Origin of the sequence: Serratia nevei (assembly GCF_024160145.1) — a bacterium.
Taxonomy (GTDB): Bacteria; Pseudomonadota; Gammaproteobacteria; order Enterobacterales; family Enterobacteriaceae; genus Serratia; species Serratia nevei_A.
In genome coordinates this window covers 62,197-75,779 of record NZ_JAMYWQ010000010.1, presented here as the reverse complement: position 1 = coordinate 75,779, position 13,583 = coordinate 62,197, and the positions used below count along the sequence as shown (strand labels likewise).

Below are 13,583 nucleotides of genomic sequence, written 5' to 3'. Positions count from 1 at the left end.
CCGATCGCCACAAAAACTGACCAACTCGCTATAAACTGCCGCCCGGATCCGGTAGAATTGGCGGTTCCAATGGCATTCCGCCATCGACGACATCAACGTAAAAGAACGAAACCATGTTTGAAATTAACCCGGTAAAAAACCGAATTCAGGACCTGTCCGAGCGGACTGCGGTTCTTAGGGGGTATCTTTGACTATGATGCCAAGAAGGAACGCCTAGAAGAAGTCAACGCCGAGCTGGAGCAGCCGGACGTGTGGAACGAGCCGGAGCGCGCACAGGCGCTCGGCAAAGAGCGCGCCGCGCTGGAAGCCATCGTTGAAACCATCGATCAGCTGGAGCAGGGCGGCGAAGACGTCGGCGGCCTGCTGGAACTGGCGGTGGAAGCCGACGATGAAGAAACCTTCAACGAAGCGGTCGCCGAGCTGGATCAACTGATGAGCAAGCTGGATCAGTTGGAATTCCGCCGCATGTTCTCCGGCGAATACGACAGCGCCGACTGCTACCTGGATATCCAGGCCGGTTCCGGCGGCACCGAAGCGCAAGACTGGGCCAGCATGCTGCTGCGCATGTACCTGCGCTGGGCCGAAGCCAAGGGCTTCAAGACCGAAGTGATCGAAGAGTCCGACGGCGACGTCGCGGGCCTGAAGTCTGCCACCATCAAGATCATCGGCGACTACGCGTTCGGCTGGTTGCGCACTGAAACCGGCGTTCATCGCCTGGTGCGCAAGAGCCCGTTCGATTCCGGCGGCCGTCGCCACACTTCGTTCAGCTCGGTGTTCATCTACCCGGAAGTCGACGACGATATCGATATCGAAATCAACCCGGCGGATCTGCGCATCGACGTGTACCGCGCCTCCGGTGCGGGTGGTCAGCACGTCAACAAAACCGAATCCGCCGTACGTATTACTCACCTGCCAACCAACATCGTGGTGCAGTGCCAGAACGATCGTTCTCAGCATAAGAACAAGGATCAAGCGTTTAAACAGCTGCGAGCCAAGCTGTACGAGTTTGAGATGCAAAAGAAAAATGCTGATAAGCAGACGATGGAAGACAACAAGTCCGACATCGGCTGGGGCAGCCAAATCCGTTCTTACGTGCTGGATGACTCCCGCATCAAGGATTTGCGCACCAACGTCGAAACGCGTAACACGCAGGCCGTACTGGATGGCGACCTGGATAAATTCATTGAGGCAAGTTTGAAAGCCGGGTTATGAGGAATAGAAATGTCTGAACAACAAGTACAGGGCGCCGATCAGGCGCTGGATCTCAATAACGAACTGCAGTCCCGCCGCGAGAAACTGGCCGGCCTGCGCGAGAACGGCATTGCGTTCCCGAACGACTTCCGTCGTGACTCCACCTCCGACAAACTGCACGCCGCGTACGGCGATAAAGATAACGAAGAGCTGGAAGCGCTGGGCGTAGAAGTGACCGTCGCCGGCCGCATGATGACCCGCCGTATTATGGGCAAGGCATCCTTCGTCACGCTGCAGGACGTGGGCGGCCGCATTCAGCTGTACGTCGCGCGCGACGATCTGGCTGAAGGCGTGTACAACGACCAGTTCAAGAAGTGGGACCTGGGCGATATCCTCGGCGCACGCGGCAAGCTGTTCAAAACCAAGACCGGCGAACTGTCGATCCACTGCACCGAACTGCGTCTGCTGACCAAAGCGCTGCGCCCGCTGCCGGACAAATTCCACGGCCTGGCGGATCAGGAAACCCGTTACCGCCAGCGTTACCTGGATCTGATCGCCAACGAAGAATCGCGCAATACCTTCAAGGTGCGTTCGCAGGTGATGTCCGCTATCCGCAACTTCATGGTGGAACGCGGCTTCATGGAAGTCGAAACCCCGATGATGCAGGTGATCCCGGGCGGCGCGTCGGCGCGTCCGTTCATCACGCACCACAATGCGCTGGATATCGACATGTACCTGCGCATCGCGCCGGAACTGTATCTGAAGCGTCTGGTGGTTGGCGGCTTTGAGCGCGTGTTCGAAATCAACCGCAACTTCCGTAACGAAGGCGTTTCTCCGCGTCACAACCCAGAGTTCACCATGATGGAACTCTACATGGCTTACGCGGATTACAAAGACCTGATCGAGCTGACCGAGACGCTGTTCCGCACCCTGACCGAGAAAGTGCTGGGCACCTCTCAGGTGCAGTACGGCGACGAAGTGTTCGACTTCGGCAAGCCGTTCGAGAAGCTGACCATGACCGAGGCGATCAAGAAATACCGCCCGGAAACCGATCTGGCTGACCTGGCCGACATGGGCAAAGCGGTGGCCATCGCCGAATCCATCGGCATCAAGGTTGAGAAGAGCTGGGGTCTGGGCCGCGTCGTGACCGAGATCTTCGAAGAAGTGGCGGAAAGCCATCTGATTCAGCCGACCTTCATCACCGAGTACCCGGCTGAAGTGTCGCCGCTGGCGCGCCGCAACGACGTTAACCCGGAAATCACCGACCGCTTCGAGTTCTTCATCGGCGGCCGTGAAATCGGCAACGGCTTCTCCGAGCTGAACGACGCCGAAGACCAGGCTCAGCGCTTTGCCGATCAGGTGAACGCCAAAGACGCCGGCGACGACGAAGCGATGTTCTACGACGAAGACTACGTCACCGCGCTGGAGCACGGCCTGCCGCCGACCGCCGGTCTGGGCATCGGTATCGACCGTATGGTGATGCTGTTCACCAACAGCCATACCATCCGCGACGTGATTCTGTTCCCGGCGATGCGCCCACAGAAATAATTCCGTTTAGCGTGAAACCACCGGTGCAGGCAACTGCGCCGGTTTTTTTTTCGCCCACCGGACTTAACCGCTTAAAACATCGACAGTTACGCGCCATCTCCGCTTGCCCGCCGCCGATAACCGGTTATAATGCCTGTCGCACACCGATGCGGGTGTAGTTCAATGGTAGAACGGCAGCTTCCCAAGCTGCATACGAGGGTTCGATTCCCTTCACCCGCTCCAGCACTCTCTCCTGAAAACATCCTGATTCTCTGAAACGTTACTCCAACCCAATCCTTTGCCCCTGTAAGCGTTATCACTGGTTGTCCGCCATCCCACCAGCATTATCAGCGCCGTGGTGAAGAAAGCAGGGCAAAAAAATGCCGCCCCGGGGGACGGCATGTCGCTCTTTAGCGCACCAGATGCAAGAAATGCAGGTGTTTTTCGTACTGGTCGAGAATATCGTTGATCAACTGCTCCTGATTCCAGCCCATGACATCGTAGTTTTGGCCGCCTTCTTTCAGGTAGATCTCCGCGCGATAATACTTGTGCTGCTCGGCTTGCTGTTCATCGTTATCCAGCCCGGCCAGAGCGAACGTCGGCGAACTGTAGCCGCGCAGTCTGACTTCATAGATAAAGTTAAGCTCATCGCCCAAATCGACCTCGAAACGAATGCGGTCTTCCGCGGTGGCGTTGATGCTGCTGAGCGTGTTTTGTTTACTCAGCTCCTCCTGCACCAGCGTCATGGCCGGTTGGATAACCTCATCCATAAAGCGCTTCACCAGCGAGCGTTTTGGCAGATAGGCGATATTGCGCAGCCTGCGCTGCCAGGGAATGGGGTTGCGGGCGGCGGTGGGGGCGATGGTGGCCATATTTTGGCTGTCGCGCTTGGTCAGGTCGCGGCGCAGCGCCTTAAGCAAACCGTAAATGGATATCAGCAAGATGGCCGAGAACGGCAATGCGCTGGCGATGGTGACGGTTTGCAGCGCGCTGAGCCCCCCTGCGATCAGCAAGGCGATGGCGACGATGCCCATCAGCGACGCCCAGAAAATGCGTTGCCAAACCGGCGTGTTGCTGGAGCCGCCCGAAGCCAGCGTATCCACGACCATGGCGCCGGAATCGGCGGACGTGACAAAAAAGACGATCACCATCGCCATGGCGATAAACGAAAGCACGCTGGAGAACGGGAAATGCTCCAGGAAGTTAAACAACGCCAACGCCACGTCTTGCTGTACCGTCGTGGCGAGGTCTGTCGCGCCCTGTTCCATGATGAGGTAAATGGCGCTGTTGCCGAACACCGTCATCCACATGAGGGTGAAGCCGGCCGGGACGAACAGCACGCCGGTGACAAATTCGCGGATGGTTCGGCCGCGGGAAACCCGAGCGATGAACATACCGACGAAAGGCGACCAGGAGAGCCACCACCCCCAGTAGAGCAGCGTCCATCCGCCTAACCAGTTGCTGGATTTCGGCTCATAGGCATACAGGTTGAACGTCTTGCTGACCAGCTCGGACAGGTAGCCGCCGGTATTTTCCACAAAGGATTTCAACAGCAGGACGGTTGGCCCCAACAGCAAGACCAGGGCCAGCAGCAACAGCGCCAGGCCAAGGTTCAGCTCTGACAGAAAGCGTATGCCTTTCTCCAGCCCTGAAACCACGGAAATGGTGGCCAGCCCGGTAATCACCACGATCAAGATCACCTGAACGGTTTCGTTGATCGGCACGCCAAACAGGTGGTTAAGCCCGGCGTTGACCTGCAACACGCCATAACCCAGCGAGGTCGCGACCCCGAATACGGTGCCGATAACGGCGAAGATATCGACGGCGTGGCCGATAGGGCCATAAATGCGGTCACCGATGATCGGGTAAAGCGCAGAGCGCAGGGTCAACGGCAGGCCATGCCGATAGCTGAAGAAGGCCAGAATCAACGCCACGATGGCATAGATCGCCCAGGCGTGCAGCCCCCAGTGGAAAAAGGTCAGGCGCATGGCCTGTTTGGCCGCCTCGACGCTCTCGGGCGTGCCGACCGGTGGCGAGAGATAGTGCATCACCGGTTCTGCCACGCCGAAGAACATCAGGCCGATGCCCATCCCCGCAGAAAACAGCATGGCAAACCATGAGTGGTAGCGAAAATCGGGTTGCGCATGATCGGGGCCGAGTTTGATGTCACCGTAGCGGGAAAGCCCCAGAAACGTCACGCTGAGCAAAATCAGCGCCACGGCCAAAATATAAAACCAGCTGGCGTTGGTGAAAATTTGTTGCTGCAGCAGCTTGAAGTTCTTGTCGGCGACGTCGGGGAAAAAAGCGGCGAACGCGACCAGAAGAAAAATGAGGACTGCAGAGGTGAAGAATACCGCTTTGTTGATATGGCTCTGCGGCTTTTTTAGGGGGGTGTCTTTCTCACTCATAAATTGATTTATTCCATTTGTTTGATTATCGCCCTGAATGGAGGAGAGGTGTAACCTGCTATATCGTAGCAAAATAGTCAGGCTGTCGGTGCCGGTCAATAGGGCGGAATTACCGCTGCCTCAGCGCGGTAATTCCGAGTTATTCCGTGTGACCGTTAGTTAAATAAAAATGCCAATAATCCCGTCACCTTATTTTTATTTTCCCATCCTTCCAATTTCATGCAGGCATTAACGAAATCTGTTCTGCGCATTTCATTGCTGTCCGAGGGGAAAGCGCCGCCACCGGCGTTGGGGATCTCCGTGCCGTTGAAAGTCATGGAGGAGAAGGTCGGCGAGCTGGAGTGCAAAGACAGGTTCACGGGATAGCGCTGTTCGGCTTCTTGCCGGCAGTGGGTTCTGGCCGCTTCAAGGGGCGTTGGGGTTGCCGTTTGCGCTTCCCATTTCTCCGGCGTGGCACAGGAAGACATCATCAATGCGGCGGCGATAACTGCATATTTTCGCAAAGTAAAAATCCATTTCTAAAATAAAATCCCCTTGATTCTACCCCCAGCGTGCCGCGATGGCCCGCTCAATCAGGTGAGCGGGCCGATGTGACGGGTTAACTGAGGATATCTTCGGCGATCACCTTAAACAGCGTGTCTATTTCGCCTTGGGTGTTGTAGTGCATCATGCCGATGCGCAGCACGCCGCCGTCCTGCAACCCCAGCTGCTGGATCAGGCCCCGCGCATAGAAATGCCCGCTGCCGGCGCAGATGTTGTGCTGCCCCAGATGGCGGGCGATCGCGTCAGGCGTATGGCCGCTGAAGGTCAGGGCGAAGGTCGGCGTGCGCCGCGCGCTGTCCGCCTGTGAATGGCCGTACAGCCGCACGCCGTCGAGCTGCCGCAGCCGTTGCAAAAAGTGGCGGCACAGCGCTTCTTCATGCTGGTGGTAGGCGGCGAAACTCTCCTGCAAACGCTGCCTTAACGGCGCGCCCGGCGTGCCCCACTGCGCCAGATAGTCGATTGCCGCCGCCACGCCGGCCAGCGCTTCGAAGCTTTGCGTGCCGGTCTCGAAACGCCCGGGGCCGACATCGGTGGCCGGCTCGACTTTGTACGGCCGCAGGCGCTGCAGCCACTGCGGCGCGATGTAGGCCATGCCGACGTGCGGGCCAAAGAACTTGTAGGCGGAGCACACCAGGAAATCACAGCCCAGCGCCTGCACGTCAATCAGGTTGTGCGGCGCATAGTGCACGGCGTCGACATACACCTGCGCGCCGACCCGATGCGCGGCTTCGACGATGGTTTTGATATCGACGATGCTGCCGGTGACGTTGGAAGCGTAGCTGACCGCTACCAGGCGGGTATTGGCGTTGATGCGCTCACACACCTTTGCGGCGTCCAACGCGCAGTCGGCGCTCTCCAGCGGTATCTGATGCACCAAGGCCCCTTTGTCGGCGGCGGCCTGCTGCCAGCTGGAGACGTTGGCGTAGTGATCGAGTGCGGTGACGATGACCTCATCGCCGGCCTGCCAGTCGCGGCTGATGCTGCGGCTGAGATGGAAAGTCAGCGTGGTCATATTCATGCCGAAAACGATGTTGTCGGGCGAAGGCGCATTTAACAAGGCGCGCACCGATTCGCGCGCCTGGCCCATCACTTCGCCGGTGACTCGGCTGGAGAAGTAGTGGCCGCCCAGGTTGGCGTTGTATTTCCCCAGGTAGTCCGTCATTTTTTCCAGCACGCTTCGTGCAACCTGCGCACCGCCGGGGCCGTCGAAAAAGATCGCCGGTTTGCCGTCGATGTGCTGGGACAGGGCGCTGAACTGGCGTCGGGCGAGCTCGGGCGTAAAGGTCATGCTTTCTCTCCCCGCGCGGTGAGGACGAAGAGATCAAGATAGCCTTCTTCTTTCGGGCTGACGGCGTTGATCGGCGTGGCGTTGTGCCACAGTTTGCTGTCTGCCAGCAGCACGGCTTCACCGTCCGCCAGCGCTTTTTTAAAGAAGGGATCGTGGTGGCTGTCGTCGTACAGCATGATTTCACCGCCGACGATGTTGTGCCGGTGAATGGCGATCATGGCGATATGGTCGAAACCGTCCTGGTGAATGCCTTCCGGCGCCACCAGCGTATCTTTCTGGATGGCGACCACGCGCATTTGGTGGATCTCTATCTCGGCACCTTCCGGCAGTTCGTTATTTTCGGCAAACAGGTTGCACATCTCCGCCATGCCGGCGCTCTGCAGTACGGCGCTGTCGATAGGTTCGAAGCGGCGCACCACGTTGCCCTGGAAGTGGTTGATCTGATCGGACTGCATGAAGGTGCGCGGCCCCACTTCGGCGACGTTGGGGTTGAGGTATTTGACGACTGAATAACGGCGCAGGCGATATTTGCCGTCGGCGTGTTGCGTGTGGGGCAAGGAGGAAAACGAAGGCATCAGTTGTTGGGTGGCTTGCGGGCTTAGTACAGTCATACTTATTACGTTTTCGTGTTTCTGTAACATAATCACCTCTAATAATAATAATTTCTGATGTTGTAGGGGGTAATTCGATTGAATTGTAGACGACTCTATAACCAACGCAATTTGGCGGTGGCGAGGTGTGACGGCGGTCGTAAAGTGGGGTGAACGCCCGCGCTGGCGGGCGATCTCATGGGGGACGTATTAAAGGGGGGGCATTACGGCGATAACGGCGTTTACCTGGCGCGAGAGTAGTCGGCCAACTCGCTGAAAAAGGAGGAGAATGCTTGAAAACCGCTCTCTATCGCCGCGCGCGCTTCCTGCTCTTCTTGCCGGGAAAACGCCAGCGTGTCGAGCAATTCGCCGTGGCTGCCTATCGTGTGACCAGTCTCTCTGCTGAGATGCAGATCGCCGCAGTATTTCAACGGAATATGCGCCTCGTTGACCACCTGATTAATGACGGTAAACACGGCGTTGCCGACGGACTCGATCATTTCTATCACCACAATGCGCTGCTTCGCCGGTTTATTGGCGCTGAGTGCGAACAGGTGATACACCAGGCGACGGCTGGCCTGCAGTTGATCCGACCACAGAAAGCGCAGGTTATCGACCAGCGTGGTCGGCGTGTTCAACGACAGGGTTTGCAGATCGTGCAAAAACCATGGCCAATGGTGCGAGTCTTCCTGGGCATGCGTGTTGACCGCGTGCTCCAGCGGATCTTTGGGGCTGGGAAAGGGCAGCGCATACTTGTTCAGATCGGAAAAACTCATCACAAAATGCGACATGGCGGGTAAAAAAGCCAGCCGGCGCTGAACCGGTATGCGGTTGTCTCGCACATAATTCAGGAAGGGATGCTCAGAGAAAAGCTGCTTGTGACGGGCGATCAGGCTGGTGAGAGCGGTCATATTTTTCACCTGTTGCAGAACGTATCCTTCTCAGTGTAGGAGAAAGCGGTGCGAACGCGGTGAAAACCGCCGCCGTTGTCGGGCGGCGGGGCGTGGGATCAGGCGCGCTTGAACAGGTTGGCCGCCTGGAACAGGGCAAAGGAACTGACCAGCATCTCGATGCCGACGATCGCTGTCACCAGGGTGACCGACGCCGCCGGGCCTGAGCCGATCAGCATCCAGGCGATGATCAAATCGAGCACGCCGATAACGAACTGCAGCCAGTTGCCCGGCAGCCCGCGGCGCATGTAGCCCGCCGCCAGGCGCGCGATGCCGCCGAGCGCGAACAGCACGGCGAGGTACACTGCCAGCGCCAGAATGCCCGCCAGCGGGCTGGTGATGAACACATAGCCGATAATCAGGTAGGCCACGCCCAGCAGAATGCCGCCGATCATCGGCCAGGTGTTCTGCGCCCGGTTAGCGATCATGGCGATAATCAGCCCGGCGCCGCTCAACAGCAGCAAAACACCGACCACCACGCTCAGCGCTGCGCCGGAGGCAAAAGGATTGACCAGGCACAGTATACCGCCCGCCAGCAGCAGGAAGGCGATGATCAGCAGGGTGGTGCGTTGCTTTTTGAGCAGTTCTTCGCTCAGGAGGGGCAGATTATTGCGGTCGAGGTTCAACATGACAGTACTCCATTTCGTCGTTGGGTAATTAATCAGTCATCCTTACCTGTTTAGCATAGACCGTCCTGGGGTTTTTGACTGACCCGGTGCAAATGTTACACTGTGCGGCTGACGCGTATCAGAACCGAAACGACGACTGAGGACAGGATTTGAGCACAGGAAGCAAACTGGCAGGGTGGCGCCGCATCGCGGTGTGTCTGACATTGGGGCTGCTGTTGGCCGGGTGTTCGGGTAAAAACACCTATAACCGCGACTACGACAAATTGCCGAAGGGCAGCTACACCGGCAAGTCCTACACCGTCAAACGGGGCGATACGCTGTACTACATCGCCTGGATCACCGACAGCGAAGTCAGCGATCTGGCCAGAATCAACAAGATACGTCCGCCTTATAACCTGGAAGTGGGGCAGAAACTGCGGTTGAGCGGCAGCGCGCCGACCAAAACCGCCGCCACGCGCCGTAAAACCTCTTCGTCTTCCGCCGCGATCGCCAAGCAGACGCCACCGCCGGGCGCCGCCCGCTGTTGGCGCTGGCCGACCAGCGGGCGGATCGTGCAGGCCTACTCCAATTCAGATGGCGGCAACAAGGGCATCGACATCGCCGGCAAACGCGGCCAGCCGATCTACGCTTCCGCCAACGGCAAAGTGGTGTACGTCGGCAACCAGCTGCGCGGCTACGGCAACCTGATCATGATTAAGCACGGCGAAGACTTTATTACCGCCTATGCGCACAACGACACCACGCTGGTGCGCAACGGCCAGGATGTGAAGGCGGGGCAGAAGATCGGCACCATGGGCAGCACCGGCACCGATTCGGTGTTCCTGCACTTCCAGATCCGCTACCGCGCTACCGCGCTCGATCCGCAGCGCTATCTGCCGCCGCAAGGTTCGTCGCCGTCCTGTTAACGTCAATCTGGCGCCTTGCGGAGCCAGATGTCAGTTACTTCAGCGGCAGGTAAAGATCGGTCACCAGTTCATATTCCGCCACCTCGTGCACGAAGTTGTGGTAGTGGAAATAGAGCGGAAAATCGCGCAGCTCCTCGCCGCTGGCCGGCAACCACTCGCGGTACAGATAGCGGGCGCCTTCCGAGAGCCCGTCCAGCGAGCCGTGATGGCGCAGTACCGCGCAGCGCCCGGCCGGCAGCGTGCTGTTCACCACGCCGAAGGCGTTGTCCTCCGGGATAGGCGCAGTGACCTCGCCGCAGATGAAGAAGCGGAAGTTCTGCGCTGAGGTGGTGGCCGGATCGTGCGGCGCGATGCCGTAAGTGCGGCTGCTTCTGACCGGCGACAGGCCGCTGGTTTTGCGCCATGCGATAAAGCGCGCGGCGGTTTCGTTGACCAGCGCGGACGGGCCGCGATGTTCGATCATCGCCACCGGCGTGGCCGGAAAGTCGACAATGTCTACCTTCATGGGTTGTTTCCTTTTGTGTTTCGGCTCGGGAAAGCGCTGCTGCCAATCGATCCAGGCCGGCCGTTTGCGAAACTGGCTCGGCGTTTGGCTGAACGCCTGTTTGAAGGCGCGGCTGAAGGACTCCGGGTTTTGAAAGCCGGCGTCCAGCGCGATGTCAATCACCGGCTCCAGCGGGTTATACGCCAGGCGGTAAGAGGCGCGTTTAAGCCTCATCCACTGGATATAACGCCACACCGAGATGCCACAATACGCGCTAAACTGGCGTTGAAAATGAAAGCGCGAAAAATGGGCCACCTCGCTCAGTTTTTCGACGGTGAGCGCCTCGTCCAGGTGGTGGTCGATATAGTCAAAGACCTGCGCAAAGCGCTTTGCATACGTGTGGGTCATGTGATTGTCTCCTCCATGCCTGAACTTTGCCCGAGCCGCCGCCGTTTCTCCTGACGGATGATGCTGAGTTGCCGCCGGCCAGGCCAAAATCATAACCCCGCGCGGCCGTGAGCCGCGATCCCGACCGAGAAGATGAATATTACATGATGGATCGTTCCCGCTTGCTGAAATTCCTGCTGCCCTATCTGTGGCCGAAAGACAACCCGCGGCTGCGGGGGTATCTGGTGGTGGCCTTCGTGTTCATGGTGGCGGCCAAGGTCAGCACCACGCTGGTGCCGCTGGCCTACAAGGCGATGGTCGATGCGTTGAGCGGCGAGACGGCGAAAATGCTGGCGGTGCCGCTGGGGCTGATCGTCGCCTATGGCGTGGCGCGGGTGGGCGGCGCGCTGTTTGAGGAACTGCGCAACGTGATGTTTATCCACGTCAGCCAGAATGCCACGCGCCTGCTGGGCGTGCGGGTGTTTCGCCAACTGCATGCACTGAGCCTGCGCTTCCATCTGGAGCGCCAGACCGGCGGCCTGTCGTTGTCCATCGAGCGCGGCACCCAGGCGGTGTCCACGGTGCTGTCGCGGCTGTTGTTCTCCATCGTGCCGATCCTGTTCGAACTCACACTGGTCACGGCGATCATGTGGCACATGTTGAACGGCTGGTTCGCGCTGGCGATCCTGACGACGGTCGGCTGCTACATCCTGTTTACCGTGCTGGCGGTCAGCTGGCGCACCCGCTTTCGCCGCGAGCTCAACAAGGCCAACGCCGACGCCAACAGCAAATCCATCGACAGCCTGCTGAACTATGAGACCGTGAAGTATTTCGGCAACGAAGAGTTCGAGGCCGAGCGTTTCGACCTGTCGCGCCGGCTGTACGAATACGCCGCCATCAAGAACCAATTCAGTTTTACGGCGATCAACCTGGGGCAAACCGCCATTATTTCGATCGGGCTGATCGTGATGATGGCCATGGCGGCGCGGGGCATTACGCAGGGGACGATGACGGTCGGCGACTTCGTACTGGTCAACGCCTATCTGCTGCAGCTGTATCAGCCGCTGAACTTCTTCGGTTTTATTTACGCCGAGGTGCGCCAGGCGCTGATCGACATGGAGAACATGTTCGATCTGCTGCAGGAAAAGCGTGAAATTGTTGATAGCCCGGATGCGCAGCCGCTGCGCCTCGATCGCGGCGAAGTGCGGTTCGATGCGGTCAGCTTCGGTTACGACACGCGCCGGCCGATCCTCAAGCAGGTGAGTTTTACCATTCCGGCGGGCCACACGGTGGCGGTGGTCGGCGCCTCCGGCGCGGGCAAGTCCACGCTGTCGCGCCTGCTGTTCCGCTTCTACGACGTGCAGGACGGCGCCATTACTCTCGACGGCCAGGACATTCGCCAACTGACCCAGGCCAGCCTGCGGCAGGCGATCGGCATCGTGCCGCAGGATACGGTGCTGTTCAACGATACGCTGCGCTACAACATCGGCTACGGCAAAACCGGTTCCAGCGATGAAGACATCGAGCGGGCGGCGCGGCTGGCGCATATCCATGATTTTATCGTCGGTCTGCCCGACGGTTACGACACCCGGGTGGGTGAGCGCGGGCTGAAGCTGTCGGGCGGTGAAAAGCAGCGGGTGGCGATCGCGCGCACCATCCTGAAAAATCCGGCCATCCTGGTGTTTGACGAGGCGACCAGCGCGCTGGATACCCAGACCGAACGTGAAATCCAGGGGCACCTGCGCGAGGTGAGCCGCAACCACACCACGCTGGTGATCGCCCACCGGCTCTCCACCGTGGTGGACGCCGATGAGATCATCGTGCTGGAGGCGGGGGAGATCGTCGAGCGCGGAGGGCACGAGGCGCTGCTGGCCGCGAACGGCCGCTACGCCGCGATGTGGCAAACCCAGTACAGCGAAGAGCAGGAATCGCGCTGACGGGGCCGTTTACCCCAGCGGCTGAACAGCATTGAGCCGCTGCGCCACGTAGTCGCAGGCGATGCGGCAGTCCTGCTTCAGGTCTGTCTCGTCGCCGGCCAGGCTGCCGCGCAGCCAGAGCCCATCGATCATTGCCGCCAGCCCGCGTGCGGCGTCGCGCGCCTGCGGCAGCGGCAGCTCGCGGCGGAACTGGCAGCAAATGTTGGAATAGAGTCGCCTGTCGTTGGCGCGCTGCAGGCGGCGCAGCACCGGCTGGTGCATGCTGGCGGCCCAGAAGTCGAGCCAGGCGCGCATGGACACGGCGTTGGTTTGGCTGGGGTGGAAGTTGCCCTGGATAATGGCGAACAGCTGTGACTGGCTGTCGCCGGCCGCCTGCGCGCGGCACTCGGCCACCGCATCGCGCAGATCGCGCAGGATTTTGCGCATGGTGGCGCTGAGCAACCCCTCTTTATCGCCAAAATAGTGGCTGACGATGCCGGTCGACAGCCCGGCCTCTTTCGCCACCTGAGACAGGGTGACGCCGGCCAGCCCGACGACGTTAATGGTCTCGAAGGCGGCGTTAATCAACTGCTCCTTACGCTGCTCCGGAATGTCTCTGCGGTACATATTTTCCTCAACTGATAGGCCAATCACACTTTGGATTTGATTGATTGAACGGTCAATCAATACTCTATATGCTGCAAAAATGTCAAATAAATGACGATAAAATGTTAACTAAAAGTTGCATTGAAATCGTCTGTCTTT

At 59.1% G+C, this 13,583-nt stretch carries 12 protein-coding genes and 1 tRNA gene; 5 read left to right on the top strand and 8 right to left on the bottom strand.

The genetic code is table 11. The features are described from left to right. Positions 1-113: 113 nt before the first annotated feature. From prfB to M6G53_RS09725, 3 genes are all read left to right on the top strand, one after another. A protein-coding gene (prfB, locus tag M6G53_RS09735; RefSeq protein WP_096242572.1) for a peptide chain release factor 2 occupies positions 114-1,212 on the top strand; the annotation gives its coding sequence in 2 pieces (ribosomal slippage) (positions 114-188 and positions 190-1,212; 1,098 coding nt in all). A gap of 9 nt (positions 1,213-1,221) precedes the next feature. After that, entirely contained in the window at positions 1,222-2,739 is a 1,518-nt protein-coding gene (gene lysS, locus M6G53_RS09730; protein WP_033649459.1) for a lysine--tRNA ligase, read from the top strand. Between the two features lie 148 nt (positions 2,740-2,887). After that, positions 2,888-2,961, top strand: a tRNA-Gly gene (locus tag M6G53_RS09725). 167 nt (positions 2,962-3,128) lie between these two features. On the opposite strand, the gene M6G53_RS09720 is transcribed toward M6G53_RS09725, so the two are convergent. From M6G53_RS09720 to M6G53_RS09695, 6 genes are all read right to left on the bottom strand, one after another. Next, a complete protein-coding gene (locus M6G53_RS09720; protein WP_084827196.1) occupies positions 3,129-5,126 on the bottom strand; it encodes a BCCT family transporter in 1,998 nt (665 codons plus the stop codon). Between the two features lie 155 nt (positions 5,127-5,281). Then, positions 5,282-5,596, bottom strand: a complete 315-nt coding sequence (locus M6G53_RS09715) for a hypothetical protein (RefSeq protein WP_253330951.1) — start codon at positions 5,594-5,596, stop codon at positions 5,282-5,284. Between the two features lie 128 nt (positions 5,597-5,724). After that, positions 5,725-6,957: a cysteine desulfurase-like protein gene (locus M6G53_RS09710; RefSeq protein WP_253330843.1), complete on the bottom strand. Its 1,233-nt coding sequence runs from the start codon at positions 6,955-6,957 to the stop codon at positions 5,725-5,727. Further along, positions 6,954-7,568: a 2OG-Fe dioxygenase family protein gene (locus M6G53_RS09705; protein WP_224217742.1), complete on the bottom strand. Its 615-nt coding sequence runs from the start codon at positions 7,566-7,568 to the stop codon at positions 6,954-6,956. Before M6G53_RS09705 ends, M6G53_RS09710 begins: the two co-directional genes overlap by 4 nt. 221 nt (positions 7,569-7,789) lie before the next feature. After that, the gene (locus M6G53_RS09700) at positions 7,790-8,458 is read right to left on the bottom strand and encodes a hypothetical protein (protein WP_253330841.1); all 669 of its coding nucleotides are present in this window, start codon (positions 8,456-8,458) and stop codon (positions 7,790-7,792) included. Positions 8,459-8,556: 98 nt separating this feature from the next. Next, positions 8,557-9,126, bottom strand: a complete 570-nt coding sequence (locus tag M6G53_RS09695; RefSeq protein ID WP_253330839.1) for an HdeD family acid-resistance protein — start codon at positions 9,124-9,126, stop codon at positions 8,557-8,559. Positions 9,127-9,275: 149 nt separating this feature from the next. On the opposite strand from M6G53_RS09695, the gene actS reads away from it, so the two are divergent. After that, on the top strand, positions 9,276-10,031 hold the full coding sequence (gene actS / locus M6G53_RS09690) for an amidase activator ActS (protein WP_253330837.1): 756 nt from the start codon (positions 9,276-9,278) through the stop codon (positions 10,029-10,031). Positions 10,032-10,065: 34 nt separating this feature from the next. Here the strand turns inward: actS and M6G53_RS09685 are convergent, their stop codons facing one another. Then, a complete protein-coding gene (locus M6G53_RS09685; protein ID WP_253330836.1) occupies positions 10,066-10,923 on the bottom strand; it encodes an AraC family transcriptional regulator in 858 nt (285 codons plus the stop codon). Between the two features lie 146 nt (positions 10,924-11,069). On the opposite strand from M6G53_RS09685, the gene M6G53_RS09680 reads away from it, so the two are divergent. After that, positions 11,070-12,839, top strand: a complete 1,770-nt coding sequence (locus tag M6G53_RS09680) for an ABCB family ABC transporter ATP-binding protein/permease (protein ID WP_253330949.1) — start codon at positions 11,070-11,072, stop codon at positions 12,837-12,839. Positions 12,840-12,848: 9 nt separating this feature from the next. On the opposite strand, the gene betI is transcribed toward M6G53_RS09680, so the two are convergent. Beyond that, positions 12,849-13,445, bottom strand: a complete 597-nt coding sequence (gene betI / locus M6G53_RS09675) for a transcriptional regulator BetI (RefSeq protein WP_253330835.1) — start codon at positions 13,443-13,445, stop codon at positions 12,849-12,851. Positions 13,446-13,583 lie beyond the last annotated feature (138 nt).

Excerpts from the sequence above, each read along its gene's own strand:
- lysS (WP_033649459.1), top strand. The coding sequence starts at position 1,222 with ATGTCTGAACAACAAGTACAGGGCGCCGATCAGGCGCTGGATCTCAAT.
- M6G53_RS09720 (WP_084827196.1), bottom strand. The coding sequence starts at position 5,126 with ATGAGTGAGAAAGACACCCCCCTAAAAAAGCCGCAGAGCCATATCAAC.
- M6G53_RS09715 (WP_253330951.1), bottom strand. The coding sequence starts at position 5,596 with ATGATGTCTTCCTGTGCCACGCCGGAGAAATGGGAAGCGCAAACGGCA.
- M6G53_RS09710 (WP_253330843.1), bottom strand. The coding sequence starts at position 6,957 with ATGACCTTTACGCCCGAGCTCGCCCGACGCCAGTTCAGCGCCCTGTCC.
- M6G53_RS09705 (WP_224217742.1), bottom strand. The coding sequence starts at position 7,568 with ATGACTGTACTAAGCCCGCAAGCCACCCAACAACTGATGCCTTCGTTT.
- M6G53_RS09700 (WP_253330841.1), bottom strand. The coding sequence starts at position 8,458 with ATGACCGCTCTCACCAGCCTGATCGCCCGTCACAAGCAGCTTTTCTCT.
- M6G53_RS09695 (WP_253330839.1), bottom strand. The coding sequence starts at position 9,126 with ATGTTGAACCTCGACCGCAATAATCTGCCCCTCCTGAGCGAAGAACTG.
- M6G53_RS09685 (WP_253330836.1), bottom strand. The coding sequence starts at position 10,923 with ATGACCCACACGTATGCAAAGCGCTTTGCGCAGGTCTTTGACTATATC.
- M6G53_RS09680 (WP_253330949.1), top strand. The coding sequence starts at position 11,070 with ATGGATCGTTCCCGCTTGCTGAAATTCCTGCTGCCCTATCTGTGGCCG.
- betI (WP_253330835.1), bottom strand. The coding sequence starts at position 13,445 with ATGTACCGCAGAGACATTCCGGAGCAGCGTAAGGAGCAGTTGATTAAC.